The 20,040-nt window shown below is 67.3% G+C and carries 16 protein-coding genes; 9 read left to right on the top strand and 7 right to left on the bottom strand.

Going from position 1 to position 20,040, the window contains the following annotated elements; all coding sequences use genetic code 11:
* Positions 1-7: 7 nt before the first annotated feature.
* Complete coding sequence (uvrB, locus tag IPM60_01180) at positions 8-2,149, bottom strand: excinuclease ABC subunit UvrB (protein MBK8906553.1); 2,142 nt, start codon at positions 2,147-2,149, stop codon at positions 8-10.
* A gap of 200 nt (positions 2,150-2,349) precedes the next feature.
* On the opposite strand from uvrB, the gene IPM60_01185 reads away from it, so the two are divergent.
* From IPM60_01185 to asnB, 5 genes are all read left to right on the top strand, one after another.
* Positions 2,350-4,320, top strand: coding sequence for a diguanylate cyclase (locus tag IPM60_01185; GenBank protein ID MBK8906554.1), 1,971 nt, complete (start codon positions 2,350-2,352; stop codon positions 4,318-4,320).
* Positions 4,317-5,171, top strand: coding sequence for an EAL domain-containing protein (locus tag IPM60_01190; protein MBK8906555.1), 855 nt, complete (start codon positions 4,317-4,319; stop codon positions 5,169-5,171). Before IPM60_01185 ends, IPM60_01190 begins: the two co-directional genes overlap by 4 nt.
* 81 nt (positions 5,172-5,252) lie before the next feature.
* Positions 5,253-5,885, top strand: coding sequence for a cation transporter (locus IPM60_01195; protein ID MBK8906556.1), 633 nt, complete (start codon positions 5,253-5,255; stop codon positions 5,883-5,885).
* A 72-nt stretch (positions 5,886-5,957) separates the two neighbouring features.
* Complete coding sequence (locus tag IPM60_01200) at positions 5,958-6,566, top strand: glutathione S-transferase N-terminal domain-containing protein (GenBank protein MBK8906557.1); 609 nt, start codon at positions 5,958-5,960, stop codon at positions 6,564-6,566.
* 106 nt (positions 6,567-6,672) lie between these two features.
* The gene (gene asnB, locus IPM60_01205; GenBank protein MBK8906558.1) at positions 6,673-8,496 is read left to right on the top strand and encodes an asparagine synthase (glutamine-hydrolyzing); all 1,824 of its coding nucleotides are present in this window, start codon (positions 6,673-6,675) and stop codon (positions 8,494-8,496) included.
* A 42-nt stretch (positions 8,497-8,538) separates the two neighbouring features.
* Here the strand turns inward: asnB and IPM60_01210 are convergent, their stop codons facing one another.
* The 3 genes from IPM60_01210 to IPM60_01220 all read right to left on the bottom strand — a co-directional run bounded on the left by IPM60_01210 (position 8,539) and on the right by IPM60_01220 (position 11,919).
* The gene (locus IPM60_01210) at positions 8,539-9,282 is read right to left on the bottom strand and encodes an SDR family oxidoreductase (GenBank protein MBK8906559.1); all 744 of its coding nucleotides are present in this window, start codon (positions 9,280-9,282) and stop codon (positions 8,539-8,541) included.
* Positions 9,283-9,309: 27 nt separating this feature from the next.
* Positions 9,310-10,170 (bottom strand): universal stress protein, encoded by an 861-nt coding sequence (locus IPM60_01215; protein ID MBK8906560.1) that lies wholly within the window; start codon positions 10,168-10,170, stop codon positions 9,310-9,312.
* A gap of 153 nt (positions 10,171-10,323) precedes the next feature.
* Positions 10,324-11,919 (bottom strand): AAA family ATPase, encoded by a 1,596-nt coding sequence (locus IPM60_01220; GenBank protein ID MBK8906561.1) that lies wholly within the window; start codon positions 11,917-11,919, stop codon positions 10,324-10,326.
* 169 nt (positions 11,920-12,088) lie between these two features.
* On the opposite strand from IPM60_01220, the gene IPM60_01225 reads away from it, so the two are divergent.
* Positions 12,089-12,784, top strand: coding sequence for an ABC transporter permease (locus IPM60_01225; protein ID MBK8906562.1), 696 nt, complete (start codon positions 12,089-12,091; stop codon positions 12,782-12,784).
* 13 nt (positions 12,785-12,797) lie between these two features.
* Positions 12,798-13,487 carry an ABC transporter permease gene (locus IPM60_01230; GenBank protein MBK8906563.1) on the top strand — a complete coding sequence of 230 codons (690 nt, stop codon included), beginning with the start codon at positions 12,798-12,800 and terminating at the stop codon, positions 13,485-13,487.
* A gap of 61 nt (positions 13,488-13,548) precedes the next feature.
* Here the strand turns inward: IPM60_01230 and IPM60_01235 are convergent, their stop codons facing one another.
* A complete protein-coding gene (locus IPM60_01235) occupies positions 13,549-14,184 on the bottom strand; it encodes a TetR/AcrR family transcriptional regulator (protein ID MBK8906564.1) in 636 nt (211 codons plus the stop codon).
* 259 nt (positions 14,185-14,443) lie between these two features.
* Between IPM60_01235 and IPM60_01240 the strand changes: the two genes are divergently transcribed.
* Positions 14,444-15,784 carry a tetratricopeptide repeat protein gene (locus tag IPM60_01240; GenBank protein ID MBK8906565.1) on the top strand — a complete coding sequence of 447 codons (1,341 nt, stop codon included), beginning with the start codon at positions 14,444-14,446 and terminating at the stop codon, positions 15,782-15,784.
* A gap of 82 nt (positions 15,785-15,866) precedes the next feature.
* Here IPM60_01240 and IPM60_01245 read toward each other — a convergent pair whose 3' ends face one another.
* Both IPM60_01245 and IPM60_01250 read right to left on the bottom strand, forming a co-directional pair.
* Positions 15,867-16,730, bottom strand: a complete 864-nt coding sequence (locus IPM60_01245; GenBank protein MBK8906566.1) for a pirin family protein — start codon at positions 16,728-16,730, stop codon at positions 15,867-15,869.
* Positions 16,731-16,899: 169 nt separating this feature from the next.
* Positions 16,900-18,159: a glycerate kinase gene (locus IPM60_01250; protein ID MBK8906567.1), complete on the bottom strand. Its 1,260-nt coding sequence runs from the start codon at positions 18,157-18,159 to the stop codon at positions 16,900-16,902.
* 154 nt (positions 18,160-18,313) lie between these two features.
* Here IPM60_01250 and gluQRS point away from each other — a divergent pair, with 154 nt between their 5' ends.
* A complete protein-coding gene (gene gluQRS, locus IPM60_01255) occupies positions 18,314-20,008 on the top strand; it encodes a tRNA glutamyl-Q(34) synthetase GluQRS (GenBank protein ID MBK8906568.1) in 1,695 nt (564 codons plus the stop codon).
* Positions 20,009-20,040 lie beyond the last annotated feature (32 nt).

Raw genomic sequence — 20,040 nt, forward strand, 5'->3', positions numbered from 1 at the left:
GCGCGATCTAACGCCCCTTGCGGCGCCGGGACTTGGAGCGGGCCTTGGCCTTGGCGGTCCAGCCGCCGCGGGCGGCGGCGGCGGGGGCGACGCCGGCCTTGTCGAGACCCAAGTCCATGGCTTCGAGGCGGCGGATCTCGTCGCGGATGCGCGCCGCTTCTTCGAACTCCAGCTCCGCGGCGGCGGCGCGCATGCGCTTTTCCAGCTCCGCCATGTGGCTCTTCAGGTTGTGGCCGACCAGGTGGCGGTCGCCCGAGGCGCCGGTGTCGATCGTCACATAGTCGCGTTCGTACACGCTCTCCAGAACGTCGGAGATCGACTTCCGGATACTCTCCGGGTTGATGCCGTGGGCGGCGTTGTAGGCCTGCTGCTTTTCGCGCCGGCGGTTGGTTTCGTCGAGGGCGTACTGCAGCGAGTCGGTCATGCGGTCGGCATAGAGGATCACCCGGCCGTCGACGTTTCGGGCGGCGCGGCCGATGGTCTGGATCAGGCTGGTCCGTGAGCGGAGGTAGCCCTCCTTGTCGGCGTCGAGGATGGCAACGAGAGCGCATTCCGGGATGTCGAGCCCTTCCCGCAACAGGTTGATGCCGACCAGCACGTCGAACGCGCCCAGACGCAGGTCGCGGATGATCTCGATGCGCTCGAGCGTATCGATGTCGGAGTGCATGTAACGGACTCGCACCCCCTGTTCGTAGAGGTATTCGGTCAAGTCCTCGGCCATGCGTTTGGTGAGCGTCGTGACCAAGCTGCGCTGTCCGCGCGCCGCCAAGGCCTTCACCTCGCCGAGCAGATCGTCGACCTGGTGCTCGACCGGGCGGACGATGCAGAGCGGATCGATGAGGCCGGTCGGACGCACCACCTGCTCGACGATGACGCCGCCGGTGCGCTCCAACTCCCACGGTCCTGGCGTCGCCGAGACGAAGACGGTCTGCGGGCGCATCGCCTCCCATTCCTCGAACTTCAGCGGCCGGTTGTCGACACAGGACGGAAGGCGGAAGCCGAATTCCGCCAGCGTCGATTTGCGGTTGCGGTCGCCGCGGAACATGCCGCCGATCTGCGGCACGGTCACGTGGCTCTCGTCGACGATCAGCACCGCGTTCTCGGGGATGTACTCGAACAGGGTCGGCGGCGGGTCGCCGGGATTGCGGCCGGTGAGATAGCGGGAGTAGTTCTCGATGCCGTTGCAGTGGCCGGTGGTCTCCAGCATCTCCAGATCGAAGCCGGTACGTTCCTCCAGGCGTTGCGCCTCCAGGAGCTTGCCGTCGGCGCGCAGTTCGTCCAGCCGGACCTTGAGTTCCGCCTTGATGCGCGGGATCGCCTGCTGCAGGGTCGGGCGCGGGGTCACGTAGTGGCTGTTGGGGTAGATGGTGATCTCCTTGAGCTCGTGTGTTTTCTCCCCGGTCAGGGGGTCGAACTCGGAAATCTCTTCCACGTCGTCGCCGAACATGGAGATGCGCCAGGCAGCGTCCTCGTAGTGCGACGGATAAATCTCGAGGACGTCGCCCCGTACCCGGAACGCGCCGCGCTGGAAGCCGAGATCATTGCGCCGGTATTGCAGATCGACGAGCCGCTTCATCAGGTCGCGCTGGTCGAAGCTTTGACCGGCGGCGACGCGCACAACCATCTGCGCGTAGGTTTCGACGGCGCCGATGCCGTAGATGCAGGAGACAGAGGCGACGATGATGACGTCGTTGCGCTCCAGCAACGCGCGGGTGGCGCTGTGACGCATTCGGTCGATCTGCTCGTTGATGGAGGCGTCCTTCTCGATATAGGTGTCGGTGCGCGGCACATAGGCCTCGGGCTGGTAATAGTCGTAGTACGAGACGAAGTACTCGACAGCGTTATCTGGAAAGAACGACTTCATCTCGAAATAGAGCTGGGCGGCCAGGGTCTTGTTGGGGGCCAGCACCAGGGCCGGGCGCTGCACGTTCCGGATGGCCTGGGCGACGGTGAACGTCTTGCCGGACCCGGTGACGCCGAGCAGCACCTGATCGCGCTCGCCGCGCTCCAGGCCCTCGGTCAGCGCGGCAATGGCCTGCGGCTGATCGCCAGCCGGCTGGAACTCGGAGACGAGCCGGAAGCGATTCGTGCCGGCCACCGGCGGCCGCTTCTCCGGGATGAACAGGATCGGACTGACGATGGTGTCCATGCCACAGTTATAGTGGACGCCGCGGCCGCCCGCCATGGCGCCGCATCACGATTGTGAACGCCTGCGCGTTTCTCCGGCCTTGAGGTCGATGGGGGTACGGCGCTACGCTAGCCCCATTCCGGGTACATCACCCGGCACGAATCAAACCGCACACAGCCAACGGGTGGGCGCGGATCGAGAGAGCGGCAGGGTCGGTGAACATGTCTCTGAGGTACCGGATCGCTGTCCTGATCGTCGCCTTGGAGGCGGTGCTGATTGCCGCTCTCCTGGGGGTGATCCTCAATCAATCGCTGCGGGACGTCCGCGACCACGCGGCTGACACCGAACGAGTGTGGCTGCAAGCGGTCGGCGACGTGAGCGTTGCGGCTCTGGCGACGGGGGATGCGGCGGGTCTCCAGGCGTTCATCGAGTCTACCCTGCGCCATCCGCGGATCACTGCCGTGGTCATCGCTGATTCCGAAAATCGGGTGGTGGCGGCGACCTCGCGGGAACTTGTCGGCAAAGCTGCGCCGGCGTTCGAGGACGGGGATGATCGCTACTGGCGCTCCATCGAGATCCGCGACCATGACGACCGCCTCGGCGGCGTCGCCATCCAGTTTTCCGACGAGGCCCTGATGTTGGCCTACCGGCAGACGCGGAACCTCGGCCTGATGATCGGGCTCGCCGGACTTCTGTTCACCGCCGTGCTTGGGTTCGGCGTCGGATATGTTCTGACCCGCCGGTTGAAGATCCTCGCCGACGCCGCCGACGGCATCAACGCCGGTGACATGACGGTGCCTTTCGTCATCAGCGGCACGGATGAGGTGTCGCGGCTGGCGCGAGCATTCGACGGGATGCTGCGGCGATTGCACGAGAGCATGGCAGCACTGACGCGGGCCCGCGATATGTTGGTGGAGCCGACCGAAGCGATGTCCCAGGGCTTCGTGTTGTGGGACGTCAACGATCGCCTGGTGCTGTGCAATACGCGGTTCCGCATGATGTTCAAGGAGATCGACGATCACATCGCAGTCGGCGCTGGCTTCGACGATCTGATCGCCAGGCTGCACCGGTCGATCGTCGGCGTCGAGGGCGACGCGATGACCGTCCGGGACTGGCTGGCGAGGCGGCGTGCGGGACCCGCCGCCGCCCAATTCGTCGTCGATGTGTGTTTCCGTTCGAACCGCTGGATCAAGGTGTCGGAGTCGCGAACGCGCGAGGGCGGCAGGGTCGCCATCTGCACGGACATCACCGACGACAAGATTCGCCAGCGCGCGCTTTACGCGAGCGAGCGCCGTTTGCGGGAGATCATGGCGTCGGTGTTCGACGGCATCATCACCATTGACGGCGACGGCCTGATTGACAGCGTCAACCACGCCGCCCAGCGCATGTTTCGCCGTTCCGCCCTGGATATGCTCGGGCGGCCTATTGAACAGTTTCTGGTGGCCCATTCCCGGGCCGGCAATGTGCCCGCGAAGGGGTTGACGTCGGCCGATCTGGCCTCGTCGCCAATGCAGGCGCTGCGCGAGATCGGCGGCGTCCGCAAGGGCGGCGAGGCGTTCCCGATCGAAATTTCCGTCGCCAGGATCGAGCTTCAGGGCAGGTCGACCCTCATCTGCACCGTCCGCGACATTACCGATCGCAAGGCCGCGGAGCGGGAGATCCTGTTCCACGCCACCCACGATGCGTTGACGGGGCTGCCCAACCGCACGTTGTTCGACGATCGCCTCACCAATGCCCTCAGCCATGCCAAACGTTCCGGCGAGACGCTGGCGCTGGTGTTCCTCGACGTCGATCGCTTCAAGGTCATCAACGACATGCTGGGTCACCCGATCGGCGACGCAGTCATCATCGCCGTGGCGCGCCGCCTTCTCGGCCAGTTGCGGAAGTCGGACACTGTCGCCCGTCTCGGCGGCGACGAATTCATCCTGCTGCTGCGAGACGTGGGCAACAGCCGCAACGCCGTGACCATCGGCCAAGGCATTGTGGAGGCGATGCGCCACCCGTTTCAGATCCTCGGCCACGACCTTCACGTTACTGTCAGCCTCGGCATCAGCGCCTTCCCGGCCGACGGGGAGACACCGGACCAGCTTCGCAAGCACGCCGACGTCGCGCTGTACCGGGCGAAGTCCGGCGGCCGCAACCAGCTCCGGCTGTTCACGCCGGAGATGGCTCCGTCGCCGGGCGGGAGATGACGATCGAGACCGACCTCCGCCAAGCACTGGAGCGCCAGCAGTTCCGGCTCCGCTACCAGCCGGTGGTGAATTTGCACACCGGCCGCATGATCGGCGTCGAGGCCCTGGTGCGCTGGCGCCACCCGGAGCTTGGCCTTCTCGCGCCGAGCCAGTTCCTTCCGTTCGCAGAGACGACCGGCTTGATCTCGTCGATCGGACTGTGGGTCATCCACTCCGCCTGCATGCAGTGGACGGCATGGCGGGGTTTGACGAAAGAACCGCTGCGCCTCGCCATCAACCTTTCGGCGCGTCAGATGGAGAGCCAGGACTTGTCGCTCAAGATCGCGGAGATCATCCGCGACACCGGCGTCGATGCGCGCTCGGTCGATCTCGAATTCAACGAAAGCGCGCTGATGCAGTTTGGCCAGGCGAACAGCCAGCGGATCGCTGCACTGCGCGCCCTCCGCGTCGGACTGGTGCTGGACGATTTCGCAACCGGTTATTCGTCGCTCGAGCATCTCGAAAGGTACTCGATCCGGCGGATCAAGATCGATCGGTCCTTCACTGCCGCGATCGAGCACGACCAAGAGTGCGCGCTGCAGATCAAGTCGACCATGGAGATGGCCCACGAGATGGGCATGACGGTCATCGCCGAGGGTATCGAAACAATCCGCCAGGCCGAGATCCTGCGCGATTTCGGATGCGACGAGGGCCAGGGCTTCCTCACCGGTCAACCGGTCAGCGCCGAGGAGATCGATGCGATCCTGCGAAGCTCGGCCGGATTATCGCCGCCGACGGATGACGACGCCGGCGCCCGCCCTCCGCCCCGCACGCCCGGCGCCTCATCCCTCAAGCTGGTCAAACGGACTTAGGGGCGAAACGGTTGCGGCTTTGCCCATCGGGCTGGGATTTCTGGGAAGATCGGGTCCCGGATGCATCGGAGCGAGGTGGCGATGCCCGGCTGCTGCGGCGGTGACGAGAGATTTGATGGTGTGTCGGCAGGATTCCGGCGGGCGCTGTTCGCGGTGATCGCCATCAATGCCGGCATGTTCGTAATCGAGATGGCGGCGGGCGCGATCGCCGGCTCGCAGGCGCTCAAGGCCGACGCGCTCGACTTCCTCGGCGACACCGCGACCTACACGCTCACTCTCCTGGTGATCGGACGGCCATTGGCATGGCGGGCGCGGGCCGCCCTCGTCAAGGGCCTGAGCCTGGGGGCGATGGGGCTCTGGGTGTTGGCGTCCACGGTCTACCGCGCCCTGGTTCTTGGCGTACCGCAGGCGGAAGTCATGGGTGCGGTCGGCATGCTCGCTCTCGCCGCCAACCTGACCAGTGTCCTGCTGCTGCTCAAGTACCGGGACGGCGACGCCAACGTACGGTCGGTGTGGCTCTGCAGCCGCAATGACGCCATCGGCAACATCGCCGTGGTCGCCGCCGCCGGTGGCGTGTGGGCGACGGCGGGGGCGTGGCCCGACCTGATCGTCGCCGGCGTGATGGCGAGCCTGTTCCTGTGGTCGGCCGCACAGATCATCCGTCAGGCTTCGGCGGAACTGCGCACTCAACCATCAAACGTTGCCGCGGAATAACAAGGACGGGTGCTTGACAGCGCGGCGATGAGCGCAGAAGACGTGGCTTCCATCGGGATAAGGGAAACGTCAATGAAGCTGCGCTGGTCACCGACCTCACCTTACGTGCGCAAGGCCACCGCGACGTTGATCGAAACGGGCCTGGAAGATCGCGTCGAGCGGATCACCACCAACGCCTGGGATCCGGCCACCGACCTCGCCCGCGACAACCCGCTCGGCAAGGTCCCGGCGCTGCTCACCGACGGCGGCGAGGTGCTCTATGATTCGCCGGTGATCTGCGAGTACCTCGACAGCCTCCACGACGGCCGCAAGCTGTTCCCGCGTTCCGGCGGCGACCGCTGGACGGCGCTCCGGCGGCAGGCGTTGGGCGACGGCATCATCGACGCCGCGGTGTTCCGGCTGCTGGAGGGTCGCCGCCCACCCGAGCTTCAATCGCAGCCGTGGGTGGATCGCCAGAGAGCCGTCGTCTCCCGCGGCGTCGACGCCCTCGAAGACGAGGCTGGCGCGCTCGGCGGCGCCATAACCATCGGCCACCTCGCCATCGCCTGCGCCCTCGGCTACCTAGATTTTCGCTTCCCGGGCGACGACTGGCGCGCCGGCCGCCCCGGTCTGGCGGCGTGGTACGACTCCATGACCGATCGCCGTTCCATCCGCGACACGGTGCCGCGCGAGGCGACTTGATCCTCATTGTGCGCCGGGAGGCGCGTCGCATCCTCATTGTGCGCCGGGAGGCGCACCGCGACGAAGCCCACCGGAATCCTGCCGGAGCCCGAGTGACCGCGTCCCCATGTGCGGCTTTGCCAGCCTGATCGAGCCGGGGCGGCGTTTCCCGCCGCCGCTGTTGGCGGCGATGGAGCGGGATCTCCAGCACCGCGGGCCCGACTCCGGCGGCGTCGTCGCGGAGCCCGGCGTCGCGCTGGTGTTCCGCCGCCTGGCGATCCTCGACCCGACATCCCGCTCCGACCAGCCCATGAACGATGCGTCCGGCCGCTGCACCATCGTGTTCAACGGCGAGATCTACAATTACCGGGCCGTGCGCGCCGCGCTGGTTCAGGCCGGCACCGTCCTCACCACCGATGGCGACACCGAGGCCGTCCTCGCCGGGTACCTGCGCTGGGGCGAAGCGGTGCTGGATCGCCTCGACGGCATGTATGCCTTCACGTTGGTCGACCGGCGGCGGGGCGTGGCGTTGGCGGCGCGCGATCCGCTCGGCATCAAACCGCTCTATCGTTTGCGGCGCGGCTCGCTCACGGCATTCGCCAGCGAGATGCGGCCGCTGCACCGCCTTCAGCCGGCGGCGGTCGACGCGGCGGCTCTGGCCGAGTTGCTGACCTTCGGCTGGGCGGCGGGGCGGCTTTCGAACTATCGGGACATCGAGCGGATTCCCGGCGGCACGCTGGTCACCGTCTCCCTCGCCGACGGCGCCATCCGCGAGCGGCGGTTCTGCGACACTCTGGCGACCATCACCGGGGACGCCGGCGCCAGCGAAGCCGACGCGCACCGGACCGTCCAGGAGTCGGTGCGCGCCCATCTGGTCAGTGATGTGGGCTACGCCCTGCAACTCTCCGGCGGCATCGATTCCAGCCTCGTCGCGGCCCTCGCGGCGCGCGCTGCGGGTGAGCGCCTGCATGCCTACGCCCTCACCCTCGAGGGCGAACCGCAGGACGAAAGCCGCTATCAGCGGGAAGTTACGTCGCGCTACGGCCTCGACCTGACGTCGGTTCCGATCACCGGCGACGCCTATGCCGATGCCCTGCCGCGCGCCGTCGCCACCATGGAGGGACCGACGCCGCATGGCGGCTGCGTCATGCTGATGCTGCTGTGCGAAACCATCCGCCGGCGCCACAAGGTGGTGCTGACCGGGGAGGGCGGCGACGAGATGTTCGGCGGCTACATCCGCTACGCCTGGTGGCGGCGACTGATGTGGCACGAGCGCCTCGGCAAGGTGCTCCCCGCCGCGGCATTGCCGGCGCGGTGGCCGTTCGCCGGCATCAGGCGCCTTGCCGGCGTCGACGCGGCCGCCTACGCCGGCGTTCACCACGATTTCCAACGCGTGCACGAGGCGTTTCCCGAATTGGTGCCGGCGCCGGGCGCCCGCGAGGCGGCGAGCCGGCGCTTCACCGACTTCCGTGACCGACTGTTTGCCGTCGACCAGACCTGCTACCTGGAATCGCTGTTGGTGCGCCAGGACAAGATGAGCATGGCGTCCTCGGTGGAGGCGCGGGTGCCGTTCGTGCACCGGCCGCTGCTCGCCGTCGTCAACCGCCTGCGCCGAAGAGAGCGGGTGCCCGGCAACGACACCAAGCCGATCCTCAAGCGTCTCGCCGACCGCTACCTGCCCCATGATCTGGTACACCGCCGCAAGGTCGGCTTGGCGTTGCCGTACGGGCGGTGGTTCGCCGACGACCGACTGGCCGGGCGCTACCTCACCGCTCTCACCGACGGCGACAGCCGCCTCGCCGCCTACGCCGCCAGGCCGGCGCTGGCGCGCATCGCCGATGACGCACGCTCCGGCGCACGCTCAGGCGGCGGCATCACCCGCCTGATCGTCGAAACCGAGCTATGGCTTCGCCAGGCGGAGGCGCGGCCGCCGGGGGTGGTGGACTATTGAGGCTGTGCGCAGCGGGAGAAGTCCTGCAACGCCGGTTGCGCATCAGTACAGGTGCTGGCCGCCGGTGACCCAGAGTTCGGTGCCGGTGATGTATCCGGCGTCTTCCGAGGCGAGGTAGTAGATGGCTCGGGCCACGTCTTCCGGCGCACCCATGCGCTCCATCGGGATGCGCGGGATCAGGGCTTCATACTCCGGCTGGATCATGTCTGTCTCGATCTCCCCTGGGGCGACGGCGTTCACGCGGATGTCGAGGTCGGCGAACTCGTGGGCCAGTTCGCGGGTCAGCGCCGACAGCGCCGCCTTGGAAACCGAGTAGGCCGAGCCGGCGAACGGATGCACCGCATGGCCGGCGATGGAAGTGACGTTGACGATCGCGCCGTGGCCGCGATGCAGGGCCGTCGCGAAGCCACGGGCGAGACGCAGCGCCGAGTAGAAGTTGACCTCGAACACCTCGCGCCAGGCGTCCAAATCGCCGTTGAGGCAGCCGAGGCGCTCCTTGTAGGGCGTCTTCGGCGACATGCCGGCGTTATTGACAAGGGCGTGCAGCGGCCCGTCGCCCAGCACCCGGTTGGCTTCGGCGATGAAACGACCAAGGCTGGCGGCATCGCCGAGGTCGGTCGGGATGTGCAGGCTCCAGTTGGGATCGCGCTTGCACTCCGGCGGCACGTCATCCCGCGAACAGGTGAGGATGCGCCAGCCCCGCGCGAGGAAGAGCTTGGCGGTTGTGTGGCCGATGCCGCGGCTGGCGCCGGTGATTATGACGGTGTTGCGGTTGTCAACGTCCACGAGGCGTCGGCCGCCCTTGCCGCCCGATCAGTGCGCCATCAACAGCGGGATGCGGGCGTTGGCCAGCACGTGCCGGGTCACACCGCCCATGATCAATTCCCTGAGGCGACTGTGGGTGTAGGCGCCGATGACCAGCAGATCGGCGCCGGCGCTTCTGCAGGCCTCCAGGATCCGCGCTCCGACCGGACCGTCTTCGGAGGTGACGGCGCCGCGTCGGGCATCGATCTCATGCCACGCCAGGTAATCGACGAGATCTTCCGCCCGATCCGGCGACGTGGCGGCGGAGCCTGCCGTCAACACCGTCACCGTCTCGGCTGCCTTCAGGAACGACAGGGCCCCCGACACGGCCCGCGCCGATTCGGCACTCCCGTTCCAGGCGACGGCCACGTTTCGACCGATCTGCGGCGACGGCGTCCCGGCCGGCACCAGCACCGGGCGGCCGCCTTCGTACAGTGCGGCGTTGAGGGTCATTCCGGCGACCGCCTCCATTTCCGCCAAGGGTCGCTCGACCACCACCAGATCGGCCAGACGGGCGCGCGCGACGACCATGTCGTCGGTTCGTCCCGTCGCCTCGACCCACGCCCCCGACGGCCCGGCCGCCGGTCGATCGGCAATGCGCAGGCCGTGGGTGTGGCAAAGCTCGTCGAACATCGCCCGGGCGATCTTGGCGCGAGCTTGCGTCTCCTGCTCGGTGAGGACGATGAGTTCGTCGACCATCGCGCCGGACACCCCTTCGCCGAGCAACGGCACTGCATCGCGCGGGTCCGGGCGCACGTGGAGCCCCTCGACGTGGGCCCCGAACGCCCTTGCGGTGATCAGCGCGGCGTCGACGGCGATGCGCCCGCCGGGCGAACCGTCAACCGCAACCAGAATTTTCCGGATCGCCATTGAATTCATCTCCGCAATCTTTGCGCCTGCCATGATACGGTCATGATGGCTGCGCGGTTTAGAAAAGAAAAGCCCTTGCACGACCGCCGCCCGTCGGTGGGCTGTCGGCTAAGGCCCACCGAATTCTTCGCGTTGCAGCGCGTTCACCTCTCCTCACAGCTCGAGCGCTTGGCGAGCGCGGGTCAGCGACTCCTCCCGCGGGCCGGAGGTGTCGAGGCGGCGCCAATGCATGGGACCGAGGTCGTACTGCAACTGGAGGCGCACCACCCAGGCGGTGGCGTCGGAGACGTTGCGGCGTCGCCACGTCACCCGTTCCTCCATCACCTCCGGCGACGCTTCCAGCCACAGCCCCTGGAACGGAAGGCGTGTCTCGATCGCGACCTGCTCGATCGCATCGCGCTCGCGAAGGTCGGCGAACACCGCGTCGGCGATCACGGATCGGCCGGCACTGAGGGCGCGGCGGCATTCCTCGAACATCGCGGCATAGGTCTTCGAGTTCATGGCTTGCGTGTAGCCGTCGGCGCCGAGACGGTCGCCGAGGGCGATGCCGACGAGCCGCTTGCGGGTGCTGTCGGTGCGGACGACGCGGGCTCCCGGCGGGGTGCCGATCAATGGCGCCAACTCGCGCGCCAGCCGCGACTTGCCGCTGCCCGACAGACCGCCGATCGCGATGAGCCGCGGCGGCGCCGGCATCAGGAAGCGGCGCGCCAGATTCAGATAATTGGCGGCATCGGCATCGAGCGCTGCGGCATCGCCCGGATCGGACTGCTCCGTAGCGGCGACCGCCTGAACGTGGCTGCGAATCGCCGCCCGCAACGACAGGAAAAGCGGCAGCGTCGCCAGCCCGTCGACATCGCCGGTGTTGTCCAGGTAGCGGTTGAGGACGATGCTGGCGAGCTCCGGCAGCGCCCGATGGCCGAGGTCCATGACGAGGAAGGCGAGGTCGTACAGCACGTCGATGTCGGCGAGGTCCGGATCGAACTCGATGGCGTCGAACAGCGTCGCCTGGCCGTGGTGAAGAAAAATGTTGCGAAGGTGCAGGTCGCCATGACAGTGACGGACGAAGCCGCGGTCACGGCGGTCCTCCAACAGCGTTTCGACCTCACTCAACGCCCGCCACGTCCGTTGCGTCACGTCGGCGACAGCGTCGGGATCGAGGGAAGTTGACGGGCATTCCCGGAAGGATCGAGCGTTCGAGTCGATGATCTTCGCCGCCATGGCGCGGCCGCCGCGGCCGGGCCGCGGTTCCGCGTCATGATGAAAACGAGCCACCCGGTCGGCGAGATCCTCCATGGCGAAGCGATCGAGCACGCCCTTCCGGGCGAGCCGGTCGAACAGGGTTTCCTCGTCGAACCGCGCCATCTCCACCAGCCATTCGACGGCGATGCCATCGCCGCCGAGGCGGAGTTTGCCGTGCATGTCGCGGGTCACCGCCACTACGTTCAGATAAGTGTCGGGCGCGGTGCGGCGGTTGATGCGTACCTCTGCGTGACAAAATCGCCGCCGGACGTCCGTGGTGGAATAGTCGAGGTAGGGGAAGCGGACCGCCCGCTTCAGCTTGTAGGCGCGGTCGCCGACCAGAAAGACGACGGACGCATGGGTCTCGACCCGCTCTACAGGGGACCCGGCGAGCCCATAGGCGTCGCCACGCGACAAGAAGGCAATGACCTCGGTCTGGTCCTCGACGATCACGACGAACGCTCCCCCGCAACGCAGGCGTCCAGCGTAAGCCTTTCCGGCGGTTCGCATAACAGGAATGTGATCAATAAAGGAATGTGATCGATGCTGCGCGATCATACCGGGGCGGCGTCGTTGGCCCGTAGAAGGCCATGAACATGCCGCGCTTGGCTCAGGGTGCGAAAGGCTTACGATGAGGCTCCGGGTCCTTTCCCGGCTGAGGATGAAGGCTTTTGGTTCGATGATCGACTTCCAGGGGTTCGGAGATCGGTTGCTGCTCGGTGCCGCGATGACCGTCGCGCTGGCGTTCGGCGCTTTGGCGTTGGGCGTGGCGCTCGGGCTGGCGGGGGCGGCGGCCAAGCTGTCCCGCGTCGCGGTCCTCAGAGCCATCGGCGGAACCTACACCACCGTGGTGCGCGGCTTGCCGGAGCTTCTGGTGGTGCTGATCATTTATTTTGGGTCGTCAGGATTGCTGACCACCGCCGCTGGCTGGCTGGGATACGAGGGGTTTGTCGAGGTCGGGCCGTTCGCGGCCGGCGTCGTCGCCCTCGGCCTCACCTTCGGCGCTTACGCGACGGAGGTATTTCGCGGCGCCATCCTCGCCATCCCCAAGGGTCAGACCGAGGCGGCGCGGGCATACGGCATGGGCCGGGCGCTCACCTTTCGCCGCATCGTCCTCCCGCAAGTGTGGCGCATCGCGCTGCCGGGCCTCGGAAACCTGTTCCTGGTGCTGTTGAAGGACACGTCGCTGGTCTCGGTTATCGGGCTCGATGAACTGATGCGCCAGTCGTCGATCGCCGTCGGCTTCACCCGCGCGCCGTTCACCTTCTATCTCGCCGCGGCGATCCTTTATCTGATGATGACCGTGGTGGCGATGGCGGTGATCGGGTTCGCCGAACGGTCGGCCTCCAAGGGCCTGCCGCGGGCGGCGGCGTGAGCGGCGACGCGCCATGAACGTCGAGGTGATCGTCGACAACCTGCCGAAGCTCCTGGAGGGCCTTGGGCTGACGGTAGAACTGGTGGCGCTGTCGGTGCTCGCCGGGTTCATGCTAGCGGTGCCGACGGCGCTGGCGCGGGTCTCCCCGAACTGGGCGCTGCGCGGCCCGGCCTACGCCTACATCTTTTTCTTTCGCGGCACACCGCTGCTGGTGCAGATATTTCTGGTGTACTACGGCCTCAGCCAGTTCGAGACGGTGCGAGACAGTGCCTTGTGGCCGATCCTGCGGGAGCCGTATTGGTGCGCCCTCATCGCCTTTTCGCTCAACACCGGCGCATATACCGCGGAGATCTTCCGCGGCGCCATCGAAGCGGTGCCGGCCGGGCAAGTGGAGGCCGCTCGCGTGATCGGAATGGGGAGGGCGCTAGCCTACCGACGCATCATCCTGCCGCAGGCGTTCCGTATCGCGCTCCCGGCCTATGGCAACGAGATCATTCTGATGATCAAGGGGAGCGCGCTTGCCAGCACCATCACTCTTCTCGACCTCACCGGCATGGCGCGCACCATCATCGCCCGCACCTACATGCCGGTAGAAATCTTCCTCGCCGCCGGCGTCCTCTATCTGCTGCTCACCTTCGCCTTCACGCAAGCATACCGCCTCCTGGAACACCGTCTCACCCGCCACATGGCCGTGCAGCGGTGAGCGGAATCGCGGGGCATAGCGGCCCACCGAGAGCCGACGGGCATGACGCGGGGAGAGGGCGTCAGGGCGCGGCCGGGGTGAAGACGAGGCGGAGGAAGTCGCGGTAGAGCAGGATCTGGCGGGGCAGGGCTGCCGGGTCCTTGGTGACCTTCGAGAGGATGATGCCGCCGTCGGCAACCACCGACAGCATGTCCGCCAAGTCGTCGAGGTCCACCGGGATGCGCGGCGGGTAGCGGGCGGCAATGCGATCGAGCCGCTCGCGAAAACGCCGGCGCCACTGAAGGACCGCGCCCGTGTTGATGTCGCGCACCTCGCGATCGAACAGTTGTTCGTGGTAGCAGATGGAGGCGACCATGCAGCCCGGATGGCCATTGGGGAGATCCGCGAAGATCTCGGTCAGCATCTTCAGCGCAATCAGGAAGCTGTGGAGCGGATCCTCGCTCAGCTCGTCCGCCCGCGCGAAGACGCCGTCGAAGATCCGGTCGTCCTCTTCCACGTAGCGCTTCAGGAGGGACTTGGCGAGCTCGGTCTTGTCGCGGAAATGGTAAAAGAACCCGCTCTTCGAAATGCCGACCGTGGCAATCAACTCGTCGATCGAGGTGCCGCTGAACCCCTTGGCAAGCACCGCCTCCTCTGCTGCATCGAGTAGCTGCTGACGTGTCGGCGGACCCTTGCGGAGCGTTGTCGTCCCATCCATCCCCTGCCTCCCAACATCGCACCACTGTACCACAAGTACAGTTCCAAGCCTCCATATGCCGAGCCGCCGGGTCCCTTCTCCGAGCATCGGCCGTAACATGTTCAGGGACAATGATAATAATTTGCATCGGCGGCAAGACCGCGGGTTCACTATCGGCGATCCGGAGAACTCAGTATCGTTTTTCCAACAACGCTCGCGGGCTTGTGAAGCTCGCGGAAACGGAACCCACGAGCTGAACCTGAACACGAGGGAGGCAGACATGTTTGCGGATCGACAAGGAAACGCCATGACCGGCGGCACTGGCGATGCCGTCGCGCGGTTCGACGAAGCCGTCGCGGCCTTCAACATCTATCGCGGCGACCCGGTGGCGCTGGTCGACGGCGCCATCGCCGCAGCCCCGACGTTCGCAATGGCGCACATCTTCAAGGCGTGGCTGTTCGCGGTCGCCACCGAACCGGAAGCGGCCGCAGCGGCCAGGACCATCGTCGCGCACGTGAAGTCGCTGCCGATGAACGACCGCGAGCGGTCGCACGTCGTCGCTCTCGACCACGTGCTGGCCAACAACTGGACCGATGCCGCGGTGGCGCTCGACCATCACAACATGCGCCACCCGCACGACCTTGTCGCCCTGCAGGCCGGGAGCCTGGTGGACTTCTTCCGCGCCAACGCCCGCGATCTTCGCGACCGGATCGCCAGGGTCCTGCCGCAATGGTCTGAGGATCGGCCGGGCTACTCGATCGTGCTCGGACTGTACGCCTTCGGCCTGGAAGAGACCGGCGACTATGCCCGCGCCGAAGCGATGGGACGCGACGCTGTAGACCGCCAGCCGCTCGACGCGTGGGCGCATCACGCGGTGGCGCACGTCATGGAAATGCAGGGCCGCGCCGCAGACGGGATACGTTGGATGGAGGAGCGCGAGCCGCACTGGTCAGGCGACGAGAACTTCTTTCAGGTGCACAACTGGTGGCACAAGGCGCTCTTCCACTTCGATCTCGGAGAGCGCGACCGGGTGTTGGCCCTCTACGATCAGCGCATCCGCGCCGGCAACAGCATCATCGCCATCGATCTGGTGGATGCGTCGGCGTTGCTGTGGCGCGCCCACCTGGACGGCATCGACGTCGGGCGCCGTTGGGACGAGGTGGCGGCCGCCTGGGACCAACATGCAGACGGCAAGCTCTACCCGTTCAACGACTGGCACGCGGCCATGGCATGGCTTGGGGCCGACCGGCAACACGATGTCGACCGCCTGATCGCCCACTTCCGCCGGGACGCGGCGCCCGTCAACGAAGTGGAGCGCTGGGCGCGGGCGACCGGACTGCCGCTGATCGAGGGCTTCGCGGCCTTCTGGCGAGGTGACTACACGGCAGCCGTCGAACGGCTCCACCCGGCGCGTTTCATCGCCAACACGTTCGGCGGCAGCCACGCCCAGCGGGACATCATCGACTGGACGCTGATCGAAGCGGCGATCCGCGGCGGCATGATGGACACCGCCACGGCCCTGGCCCACGAGCGCCTGGCGCTGAAACCGCACGGCGTGATCAACGGGAGCTTCCTCTCGCGGGCCGGCGCCATCGGATCGAAGACGAACCTGGCGGCGTAGGATCAAGCCTGGCTCGTTGATGCGCCGTTGTGGCCAGCGCCCCTTGCGACGGGCGCTGGCCACTCGCAACCCAGGCGTTGGATCAGGCGGCCGCGACCCGGCCGAAACGGCCGCTGTTGAAGTCATCGACGGCCCTGCGGATCTCGGCTTCCGTGTTCATCACGAACGGACCGTGGCCAACGACCGGCTCGTCGATGGGCTCGCCGGTCAGGACGAGCAGGATCGCGTCACCGTCGGCGCCGGCCGTCACTTCGCTTCCGCTGCGTTCGAAACGGACGACCTCCGCCTCGCCCGCACCCTCGACGCCGTTCACCGTGACATGGCCCGCCAGTACCGCGATCATCGCCGTGTGGCCCTCGGGCAGATCGAGGCCGAGTTCTGCACCCCGATCAAGCCGCACATCCCACAGATTGACCGGGGTGAAGGTGCGTGCGGGACCACGTGCGTCCCGGAACTCGCCGGCGATGACCCGCGCCCGTCCCCCGTCCAGTTCCACCGTGGGAATGTCGGCGCTGGAGATAGCCTGATACCCGGGCGGCTTCATCTTGTCCCTCGCCGGCAGATTGACCCACAGCTGCGCCATCCGGAACGGACCGCCGGTCCTGCTGAACGCCGGCGAGTGGAACTCCTCGTGGATGATGCCGCCCGCAGCCGTCATCCACTGCACGTCCCCCGATCCGATGGTGCCGCCCGTGCCAGTGGAGTCGCGGTGCGCAACCTCTCCGTCATAGACGATGGTGACGGTCTCGAAACCGCGATGGGGGTGCTGGCCGACGCCACGCGGCTTTGCCGACGGCTCGAACATCCGCGGCCCCGCGTAATCGAACAGCAGGAACGGACTGACCGCCGCCGCGTCGCGGTGGTAGGAAAAGAGCGAGCGGACGGGAAACCCGTCGCCCACCCAATGAGCGCCCTGCGGCCGCAGGATTTCGGCAATTTTTTTCATACCCGGTCTCCGCTTGGGCTGGACTTCTGCGGGGCGCGGCGCGCCCTGTCAGGTTTCATCTCCGACCACCTCACGAGAGTATTGGTTCGGATTGGCGCGAAACAAGTACAGCCCCGTTCCTAAAGAGATCGGGTGTGCCAAAGCGCGCAAGATGCCGCTATGTCGCGGCTCAATCGATCAGGATGGCGCGGAAATCGTTGACGTTGGTGAGCGTCGGGCCGGTGACCACGAGGTCGCCGAGGCGCTCGAACAAGGTGTAGGCATCGTTGTTGTCGAGGTAGGCGCGCGGGTCCATGCCAAGATCGACGGCGCGCTCCAAAGTGCTTGGGCCGATGAGCGCGCCGGCGTTGTCCTCGGTGCCGTCGATGCCGTCGGTATCGCAGGCGATGGCGTGAATGTCGGGGTGGCCGCCGAGGGCGATGGCGAGCGCCAACAGATAGTGGGTGTTGCGGCCGCCGCGGCCGTGCCCGGTGACCGCCACCGAAGTCTCGCCGCCGGACAACAGCACCCGCGGCTCGGTGCCCGCCATGCGCTCGCCGGCGATATCCCGCGCCAAGCTGGCCTGGATGGCGGCTACGTCTTCCGCGTGTCCCTGGATGGCGTCTCCAAGCATCACCGGCGTCACGCCCGCCGCCCGCGCGACTTTGGCGGCAGCTTCGAGGCTGGCCCTCGGCGTGGCGACGAGGATCCAACGAGAGCGCCCGAAGCCAGGATGCCCCGGCTTCGGCGTTTCGTTGGCAGGGTCGTCGAGATGGGCGGCGACCGCCGGCGGCAGGGCGACGCGATAACGTGCCAGCACCTCGCGCGCTTCGGCGAGCGTGGTTCGATCGGGGACTGTGGGGCCCGAGGCGATCACCGCCGGATCGTCGCCCGGCACGTCGGATATCAGCAGCGTCACGGTCTCGGCCGGCGCGGCGGCGAGCCCTAGTCGGCCGCCCTTGATGGCGGAGAGATGCTTGCGGACAGTGTTGATCTCCGCAATCGAGGCGCCGCAGCGCAACAGTTCGCCATTGATGGCGCGGGTGTCATCGAGGCTGATGCCGGGCGCAGGCAAGGTCAGCAAGGCCGAGCCTCCGCCGGTGATCAGCGCCAGCACCAGATCGTGCTCGCCGGCGTCGCGAGCCAGCGCCAGGATCCGTTCCGCCGCCCGAAGCCCGTCTGCGTCGGGCATCGGGTGCCCGGCTTCGACGACCTCGATGTGCCGCGTCGGTCGCTTGTGGCCATAGCGTGTCACCACCAGGCCGCACAACTCGCCTGGCCATGCCGCTTCCACCGCCTCCGCCATGGCGGCGGCCCCCTTGCCGGCGCCGACGACGATAGTGCGACCCTTCGGCGGGCGCGGCAGGTGTTTGACGACTCGATCGGGGCAGGCCGCGGCGATCGCCGCATCGAACATCCGGCGGAGCAACTCGGAAGCGGATTCGGACATGGCAGGTCTGCTCCGTGGTCATGTGGTGGCGGTGCGACGGCAACGCCAAGTCTGGATGGCAGCGTTGCGTGCACAGGGCTTGGGTTCGGCGCGCATCCAGGATATCGTCTTTCGCATCTGCAGCAAAGAACGCGCTCGGGAAGGGTCGCCTGCCATGAAACTCGAAGTGATTTCCGAACACCCGCGGGGGAAGGCCAAAGCTACGCCGCTGCTGTTCGTGCACGGCGCCTGCGCCGGCGCCTGGGTGTGGCAGCCGCACTTTCTGGCGTATTTTGCCGACCATGGTTACGCGGCGCACGCCGTCAGCCTGCGCGGCCATGGCGGCAGCGAAGGGGGGGAGGGCCTGCCGCTCGCGCGTCTGTCCGATTTTGCCGCCGACGTCGAACAGGTGGCGGCCTCATTGAACGCGCCGCCGGTGATCGTCGGTCATTCCCTGGGCGGAATGGTGGTGCAGAAGGTTCTGCACAACCGGCGCGTTCAAGCACCGGGCGCGGTGCTGATGGCGTCGGCGCCGCCCCATGGCATCGCCGGCTGCTTCGTCCACATGTTGACGCAGAATCCGGGGCTGTTGTTCGACATGACCATGGTGCTGACCACCGGCCCGTCCCGCCTCGATGCCTCCAGCTTTCGGCGCATCCAGCGGGCGCTGTTCTCAACCGACACGACCGATGACGTGGTTCTACAGATCTATGCCGCGATTCGGAGGGGAATCGGCGATGGCGGTGGTCGACCTGTGGGGCTTCGGCACCGTGCCGTCGCGCCGCGTGTTGGACCTTCCGGTGCTAGTGCTTGGCGCCGAGGTCGACGCCTTCATCTCCCCGGGAGCGCTGCGCGAAACGGCCTGGACCTATCGCACGGAGGCGGAGACCATCCCAAACGTGGCGCACGCGATGATGCTCGATCACAACTGGGAGCGCGTCGCCGCGCGGATCCTGGCATGGCTGGCGGACGCGCTGCCGCAGCGGCCGGAGGCGGACCGCCACGATCTGGCGGCGTGAGCGTCGTTACCCGCTTCGCGCCGAGCCCGACCGGGGACCTCCATCTCGGCCATGCCTACGCGGCGTGCTACGCAAGAGACGTGGCGAAGCGCTCCGGCGGCCGCTTCCTGGTGCGCATAGAGGACATCGACACCGGCCGCTGCCGACCGGAGTTCATCGGCCGCAACATCGACGATCTCCGCTGGCTCGGCATTGCCGGGAGCGGCCCGGTTGTGCGTCAGTCGGAGCGGATTCCCCTCTACCGCGCCGCGCTCGATCGCCTGCAGGCGCTCGGCGTCACGTACCCTTGCTTCTGCACCCGGGCCGAGATCCGTGCCGAAGTGGCGGCGGCCGCGGTCGCGCCGCACCCCACGGGGCCGGACGGTGCGCCGGTCTACCCCGGCACCTGCCGGGCGCTCGATCCGGCGCGGCGCGATGATCTGCAGGCGTCCGGCCGATCCTATGCCGTCCGCCTGAACCTCGCGCGGGCGCGTCACCTGACCGGGGACATCACCTGGACCGACCGCCTGCGCGGAACGGTGCGCGCGGAACCCGAGCGGTTGGGAGATGTCGTCGTCGCTCGCAAGGACGTCGCCACGAGTTATCATCTGGCGGTGGTGGTCGACGACGCCGATCAGGGCGTGACCGAAGTCACCCGCGGCGCAGACCTGCTCGACGCCACCCACATCCACCGCCTGCTTTATGGGCTTCTCGATCTGCCGGTCCCGGTCTGGCACCATCACGCCCTGGTGCGCGACACTACCGGCCGCCGCCTCGCCAAGCGCAGCGGCGACGAAGCCATTGCCGCACTCCGTGATCGCGGCTACACGCCCGAGCAGGTTCTGGCGATGGCTGCCAAGGGGGCGAGGTAGCCTCCCGCGCCGCTGCGGCGGTGACGTATGCC

This window comes from Rhodospirillales bacterium (assembly GCA_016710335.1).
GTDB lineage: Bacteria > Pseudomonadota > Alphaproteobacteria > Rhodospirillales > Defluviicoccaceae > JADJXQ01.